This window comes from Dietzia sp. B19 (assembly GCF_014145155.1).
GTDB classification, from domain to species: domain Bacteria; phylum Actinomycetota; class Actinomycetes; order Mycobacteriales; family Mycobacteriaceae; genus Dietzia; species Dietzia natronolimnaea.
Genome location: NZ_JAALED010000296.1, coordinates 1 through 7,248 on the forward strand (window position 1 = coordinate 1; position 7,248 = coordinate 7,248).

The following is a 7,248-nucleotide window of genomic DNA, read 5'->3' on the forward strand; positions in this document are numbered from 1 at the left end:
GCACGGGCCCGAAGATCTCCTCCTGGAACAGCCGCATCTTGTTGTGGCCGCGGAAGACGGTCGGCTGCACGTAGAAGCCGCCCGCGAGATCGCCCTCGAGCTCCGCCCGTCCGCCGCCGGTGAGGACGTCCGCGCCCTCCTGCTTGCCGATGTCGATGTAGGACAGGATCTTCTCCAACTGGTCATTGGAGGCCTGCGCGCCGAGCATCGTGTCGGTGTCGAGCGGATTGCCCTGCGTGATCTTGTTGGTGCGCTCGATCGCGAGCTCGCTGAACTCGTCGAAGACCGACCTCTGCACGAGCGCGCGCGACGGGCACGTGCACACCTCGCCCTGGTTGAGGCCGAACATCGCGAAGCCCTCGAGCGCGGCCTGACGGAAGTCGTCGTCGGCGTCCATGACGTCCTCGAAGAAGATGTTGGGGCTCTTGCCGCCCAACTCGAGGGTCACCGGGATGAGGTTCTCCGAGGCGTACTGCATGATCAGGCGTCCGGTGGTGGTCTCACCGGTGAAGGCGACCTTGCGGATGCGGGGGTTGGAGGCCAGCGGCTTGCCGGCCTCGGTGCCGAATCCGTTGACCACGTTCACGACGCCGGGCGGGAGCAGGTCGCCGATCACGGACATGAGGAACAGGATCGACGCCGGGGTCTGCTCGGCGGGCTTGAGCACCACGCAGTTACCCGCGGCCAGGGCCGGGGCGAGCTTCCACACCGCCATGAGGACCGGGAAGTTCCACGGGATGATCTGTCCGACCACGCCGAGCGGCTCGTGGAAGTGGTACGCCACCGTGTCCTCGTCGATCTGCGAGATCCCGCCCTCCTGGGCGCGGATGCAGCCGGCGAAGTAGCGGAAGTGATCGATCGCCAGCGGGATGTCGGCGGCCAGGCACTCGCGGATCGGCTTGCCGTTGTCCCACGACTCGGCCAGCGCGATGGCCTCGAGGTTCTCCTCCATCCGGTCGGCGATCCGGAGCAGGACCAGCGAGCGCTCCGCGGCGGAGGTGGCGTTCCAGCCGGGGGCCGCGGCCCACGCGGCGTCCAGGGCCGCCTCGATGTCCTCGGACGTGCCGCGGCCGACCTCGCAGAAGACCTGGCCGGTGATCGGGGTGACGTTCTCGAAGTACTCGCCCTTGACGGGTGCCACCCACTCGCCGCCGATGAAATGGTCGTAGCGGCTCTTGTAGGACATCACCGAACCATCGGCGCCGGGCTGTGCGAAAACGGGCATCGTGCCCCTCCTTCTCCTCCGCGCGACCCCCGTGGTCGTCGCTGTGATGTAGGACACTATGCGCGGCGGGGTTGCAGCAACGTTGCACGACCGCCGGCCCGAGCCGATCGCGTGCGGCCACTGCCCGACCGGGCAGGGCCGGACCCGTTCGACCTGCCGGAATCCACCGGATCCCCTCGCCGCGGGCCTCCCGCTCGCCCTACCGTCTGCCCCCATGGAGACCACAGCGACCCGCGGGACGAGCCGGACGATCTCGGCGATCCGGGGCGGACCGGGCCGGCGCTTCGGGGCGTTCACCGTGATCGCCGACGACCGTCGGGTGCGGATCGGGCACGACCTCGACGACGACGAGGTCAGCGAGGCGCTGATCCCGGCCATGGCCCGCGACCTGCTCGCGACCGGGGTCCTGCACACCGTCGACGAGTTCCACCGGGCCGTGACCGCGCTCGTGACCTGCCGGGACGCGAGATGGGAGGAGTGCTGGTCCGCCTACTACCGGTCGTCGATCTCGGCTCTGGCCAGCGGCGTCTGCCCGTTCTCCCCGGTGCACGACCGGGCGGTGGCGGAGATGGTCGGCGACTCCGCGGTGGAGATCGGGTGTTGCTTCGGGTTCCTGTCCCTGCGGCTCGCCCGCGAGGGTGTCAGGACCATCGCCGTGGACCTCGACCCCTCCGTCCTCGGGTTGCTCCGGACCTGCGCACCCGTCGGCGCCGCCCGGCCCACGCCCGTCTGCCTCGACGCCCGGACGACCCCACTGGCCCCGGCCGCCGCGGACACCGTCTACCTCGTCCACGTCCTCGAGCATCTGGACGAGGACGCCGGCTGGGACATGGTCCGCGACGCACTCCGTCTGGCGCGGAGACGCCTGGTGATCGCCGTGCCCTTCGAGGCCGTCGCCGTGGCGCAGTACGGCCATGTCCGGACCTTCGACGTCCCCACGCTGACGGCACTCGCCGCCCGGATCGAGGCTGTCGGTGACGGCCGGGCCTCCGGTGTGCGGACCCGGGTCGACCAGCACCACGGCGGGTGGCTCGTGGTCGACAAGTGACGCGCCCCGTCGCCCCGTCGCCCCGTCGCCAAGAGCGTTCCGCACACGTTTGCCGAGAAGAGGGTGCGCGGAACGCTCTTCTCGTTGGGCTGCCCGGTCGGTGGCGGGGCGGGGCGGCGGCGACGGGCGGGGCGGGGGCGGTCAGAGCAGGCCCTGCTGACTGGCCACGTACACCGCCTCGGCCCGCCGTGAGACCTTGAGCTTGCGCAGGATGTTGCTGATGTGGAACTTGGCGGTCGTGGCCGAGATGAACAGCGCCTGACCGATCTCCTTGTTGGACATCCCCTCCGCCAGCAATTTCAGGACCTCGATCTCCCGGGCCGACAGGGCCTCGGACGCCGAGCCCACGCCCTTGAGCGCGTCGAGCACCATGGACGCGGTGCGGGCGTCGAAGGCGCTCTGCCCCGCCGAGACCGACCGGACGGCGGTCACCAGCTCGGTCACGTCCACGTTCTTGACCACGTATCCCCGGGCCCCCGCCCGGACCGCCCGCACGACGATCGCCTTGTCGAGGAAGGTCGTGAGCACCAGGGGGGCCACGTCGGGGAACAGGTCGCGGACCGCCGCACAGACCCGCAACCCGTCGAGCTCGGAGCCGCTCCCGAGTTTGAGGTCGATCACCGCGACGTCCGGGCGGGTCGAGCGGATGACCTCAAGCGCAGCGTCCGCGGTCGACGCCTCACCGACCACCTCGAGGTCGGGCTCCCGCTCCAGCATCAGTCGCAATCCCTCTCGCAGGACGGCGTGGTCGTCCACCAGGACGGTGCGGATCGTCGACGGTGGGGTCGTGGGGCCGGTCCCAGGCGGGGTCCTCGGCCCGGGGGTCGTCGGACCCGGGGTCATCGGGCCGGCCGCCGGTCGAGTCCGTCGACGCGGGGCGCCACCACAGTGATCGCCACCCCACCCAGGTCGGACTGCACGATGCCCAGTTCTCCCCCCACCAGCTCGGCCCTCTCCCTCATGTTGACCAGGCCCTGGCGCTCCGCGGGGGAACCGGTCCGCTCGCCCTCGAGCATGGCCCGCAGGTCCTCCGGCCGTCCCACGCCGTCGTCCTCCACGGTCAGCACCACGGCCTCGTCACCGAAGTCCAGGGTCACCACCACGCCGTGCCCCCGCGAATGCCGCGCGGAGTTCGCGAGCGCCTCACCGGCGATCCGGAGCAGCTCGTGCTCGATCCCGGGGGTCGTCGGGACCTCGTCGCCGAGCACCCGGACCTCGGTGGTCATGCTCGACGGGACGTGGAGGCGGCACAGGTCCTCGATCAGGCGGCTCAACCGCCCGTCCCCGTCGTCGATCGTGCGCAGGGCGTAGATCACGGACCGGAGCTGGTCGACGGCCTGGTCGGTCAGGTGCACCGCCTTCTCCAGCAGCGGCCGCTGCCGGTCGACCCGCCCCACCGCGTCGAGTCCGAGTTGCAGGTGCATCCCCGCGCCGAGGACCAGCTGGGAGACGCTGTCGTGGAGTTCCCGGGCCATCCGCGACCGTTCCACGTCGAGGATCCGCTGGCGGTGTGCGGCGTCGAGTTCCCGATGGGCCAATTCCAGTTCGGAGTTCCGCCGGGACAGCTCCACCACGTGCCCCCGGGCCTCCTCGTACGCCTCCTCCGCCCGCGCGAGCAACGTCTCCTGGTCCCGGAAAAGGACGGAGTTGTGCAGTGCCACGGCCGCCTGCGCGGCGAGAATCCGCAGGACCACCGTGTCGATGTCCTCGGCCGGCCGCCCGGGGTGGCGCCAGGACGCCAGTCCCCCGATCACCCCGCCGTGCAGTATCAGCGGCACGGTCACCGCGTCGGGGCCTCCGGCGTCCGCGACCTCGGAGGACCTGCCGCCGCGGAGGACCGCGAGGAGGACATTGACCACATCAGTGGGCAGCCCCTCCGGGACCGGCGCCAGATCCCGCCCCTCGAACGCGACGAACCGCCCCTCGGGGTCCACGATGACGTGCCGTGGCTCGACGGACGGGAGCTGACCGTCCCGGAGGGCGACCAGCGCCCACTCGGCGTCGAGCTGGTCGTAGGCGACCCGGAGGACCGACAGCATCAGCTCCTCGGGCCCCTCGGCGGTCCGCACCAGCGCACCGGAGACCCGATCGAGCGCGTGCATGGAGCGGCGCAGCCTCGACTCCGCCGCACGGTACTGATCGAAGAAGCTCCTCTTGACCGACCGCAGGCCCAGGAGGGAGTCCAGATCCGTGGGCCCCTCGGTCATGACGCCTCCCGGTACAGTCGTTCGACGTCCTCGAGGGTGACGGGACGCGGGTTCGTGGCCATGCACAGATCGTCGAGCGCGTGCGCGGCCAACGTGGGGATGTCCTCGGCACGGACCCCCAGCTGAGCGAGCCCCGCCGGGATCCCGACGGCCTCCGCGAGGTCCCGGAAGCGGTCCGCGACCCGGTCCGTCACCTGGCCGCCCCGGGAGCCGACGGCCACCCCGGCGGCGCGCGCCAGGTCCGCCATGCGGTCCGCGCGCATGACCATCCCGTTGTGCCGGACGACATGGGACAGCAGGACCCCGTTGATCTGGCCGTGCGAGGAGTCGTACCGACCGCCCACCGGGTGGCTCATCGCGTGGACCGCCCCCAGGACGGCGTTGCTGAACGCCATCCCCGCCTCGAGCGACGCGAGCGCCATGTCCTCCAGTTGCCCGTCGCCGTGCCTCTCGCCGCCCCCGAGCCTGTCGAGCGACCGCGTGCACAGCTCGACGGACCGCAGGGCGTGGGAGTCCGTCAACGGACCCGCCGCGCGCGAGAAGTACGCCTCCACCCCGTGGGAGAGCACGTCGATCGCCGTGGCCGCCCGCACGTCCTCGGGGACGGTGGCGTGGGTGGCCGGGTCGATGACCGTCACGTCCGGCACCAGAGAGCGGCTGACGATGGTCACCTTGGTCCGCCGGTCCGAGTCGTTGACCACGCAGAACTGGGAGACGTCGGCACCACTGCCGGCCGTCGTCGGCACGGCCACCACCGGGGGCAGCGGCAACCGGATCCGGTCGACCCCCTCGTACTCGAGGACGTGCCCTCCGTTGGAGACGACGAGCGCCACCCCCTTGGCGGCGTCGATCACCGAGCCGCCGCCCACCGCCACGATGACGTCGCACCCCGAGGAGTGGTAGGTCCTCGCGCCGGAGAGGATCTGGGACGCCCGCGGGTTCGGCCGGACATCGGACCACACGACCGGCTCCGCACCCCGCGCCCTCAGCCCGTCGACGACCGTGCCCGGCCACGGGGTGAGTTCGAGCCACGGATCGGTGACGACGAGGGGACGCCGTGCGCCCAGTCCCATGGCGGCGGTCGCGGCCTCGGGCAGGGCACCGAAGCCGAAGAGGATCTCCGGCGCGTGGAACTTGGCCACCCGGCCTTCCGACGACATGCCCACACGATAGGCCCGGGTCATGTCAGGCGAGCGAGCTTCCCAGCAGACCTGCCCGTTCGGACAGTTCCGCGGGGTCGCGCGCGGTCACCACCCCGTCCAGGTACCGGGCGTACACGCTCAGCCCACACGTGGGCCGGTTCCAGTACCTCCGGGCCTCCGGGGTGATCCACGCCATCCGGTGGGCCCGCCTGCTGATCCGTCCGACCAGGTCCTCCCGCGGATCCAGGCCGTTGCTCCGCCCGTCACCCACGACGAGGACCGAGGTCCGGGCGTCGATCAGGTCGCCGTGGCGGTCGAGCAGCTCGGCGAACATCCGCCCGTAGTCACTGCTGGCCTCGAGGTCCAGACCGGGTGCGGCCAGCACGGTCGCCAACGCGTCCGGACCCGACGACGACAGGAGGTGGTCGGTCACGTCGACGGGTCGGTCGACGAAGGCGACCACGGAGCACCTGTTGACCTTCCGGTGCAGGCTCTGGGCCAGCCGCAGCACGAATCCGGTGACGGGACGGACCGAGAGCGACACGTCGACGAGGATCAGGAGCTTGAGCGGCCCGGGGACACGGGTCCGGTTCATGATGGTGAACGCCTCGCCGTCCGTCGCCCAGGCCCGTCGCAGGGTGGAGCGCGAATCGAGCAGCCCGCGGGCGAACGGCCGGGAGCGCCGCCGGGGGGCGCCCCGGATCCGGCGCATCACCTCGTGAGACGCGCGCTCGAGGTCCCCGCTGTCGGGCGCCTCCGGGCCCCCGTTGACCTCGTCGTCGCCGACACGACCGTCGGTGACGTCCTCCGCGAGGTTCCTCAGGAACTCCACGACCGCGTCGACGAACATCCCCACCTGCTCGCCCGCCGGGGGCCCGCCCTCGTCGGCGTGCACCGCGTACACCTGTCGGGCGTCGTACCCGTCGAGGGTCCGCAGGACGTCGAGCGCGTCCGCCCAGTCCAACGACTCGCCACTGGAGACCGAGATGGCGGAGGACCCCATCTCCCCCACCCGGTCCGACGACGCGCGATCCACCTCGATCTCGTAGGTGACCGAGGACTGCCACCGCTCCGCGCCCGCCTCGACCGCGAACTCCTCCTCGCCCGTCGCGGTCGAGAAGTCGGAGTCGTCGTAGTGGATGTCCTCGTCACGGCGGGCCGTCTCGTCGCCCTCGACCAGGTCACCGATCTCGGCCGGGTCCAGGTCCGACGGGGTGAACGGCGAGGACCCGTCCGAGTCCAGTCCCAGTTCGTCGGGCAGCGCCCCCACCTGCGGGGCGTCGCCCCGGGCCCCTCCGGAGTCCTCGACCCGGGCCGCCCGCACACCGAGGAAGAAGCTGTCGAAGACGGCGTCGAAGCCCCGATTTTCCCGCTGGTACTTGACGGTCACCGCACGGAGCGCCGGCCGAAGGACCTCGGGCCGGGAGGTCCCCACCAGCGCGAGGACCGTCCGCAGTTCCACCACCTCGGCCGGGGAGACCGCCACCCCGCGTTCCCTGAGCAGCCGCCCGAACGCCACGGAGACGATGTCGAGCACCTGCGGGGGCGAGACGTGGGACCTGTCCCCGGCCGTCATCGTCGTCCGGTCCCGCGCCCGGCCACGCTGCGGGCCCGGCCGGCCCCGAA

Annotated in this window: 6 protein-coding genes; 1 reads left to right on the forward strand and 5 read right to left on the reverse strand. The window is 71.7% G+C overall.

The window, feature by feature from the left end; genetic code table 11:
* The coding region (locus G6020_RS09175) for an aldehyde dehydrogenase family protein (RefSeq protein WP_182610404.1) at positions 1–1,225 on the reverse strand (1,225 nt) is incomplete at its 3' end.
* Positions 1,226–1,439: 214 nt separating this feature from the next.
* Here G6020_RS09175 and mftM point away from each other — a divergent pair.
* Positions 1,440–2,273 carry a mycofactocin oligosaccharide methyltransferase MftM gene (gene mftM / locus G6020_RS09180; protein ID WP_182610405.1) on the forward strand — a complete coding sequence of 278 codons (834 nt, stop codon included), beginning with the start codon at positions 1,440–1,442 and terminating at the stop codon, positions 2,271–2,273.
* A 141-nt stretch (positions 2,274–2,414) separates the two neighbouring features.
* On the opposite strand, the gene G6020_RS09185 is transcribed toward mftM, so the two are convergent.
* From G6020_RS09185 to G6020_RS09200, 4 genes are all read right to left on the reverse strand, one after another.
* Complete coding sequence (locus G6020_RS09185) at positions 2,415–3,029, reverse strand: response regulator transcription factor (protein ID WP_338404046.1); 615 nt, start codon at positions 3,027–3,029, stop codon at positions 2,415–2,417.
* 83 nt (positions 3,030–3,112) lie between these two features.
* A complete protein-coding gene (locus tag G6020_RS09190; RefSeq protein WP_179524180.1) occupies positions 3,113–4,480 on the reverse strand; it encodes an ATP-binding protein in 1,368 nt (455 codons plus the stop codon).
* Positions 4,477–5,640 carry an iron-containing alcohol dehydrogenase gene (locus G6020_RS09195; RefSeq protein WP_241730857.1) on the reverse strand — a complete coding sequence of 388 codons (1,164 nt, stop codon included), beginning with the start codon at positions 5,638–5,640 and terminating at the stop codon, positions 4,477–4,479. Before G6020_RS09195 ends, G6020_RS09190 begins: the two co-directional genes overlap by 4 nt.
* Before the next feature lie 25 nt (positions 5,641–5,665).
* Positions 5,666–7,248, reverse strand: a 1,583-nt coding sequence (locus tag G6020_RS09200) for a VWA domain-containing protein (RefSeq protein WP_347238343.1), incomplete at its 5' end; no start/stop codon positions are given.

Bases quoted from the DNA above. Each gene is read 5' to 3' on its own strand.
- mftM (WP_182610405.1), top strand. From the start codon at position 1,440: ATGGAGACCACAGCGACCCGCGGGACGAGCCGGACGATCTCGGCGATC.
- G6020_RS09190 (WP_179524180.1), bottom strand. From the start codon at position 4,480: ATGACCGAGGGGCCCACGGATCTGGACTCCCTCCTGGGCCTGCGGTCG.
- G6020_RS09195 (WP_241730857.1), bottom strand. From the start codon at position 5,640: ATGTCGTCGGAAGGCCGGGTGGCCAAGTTCCACGCGCCGGAGATCCTC.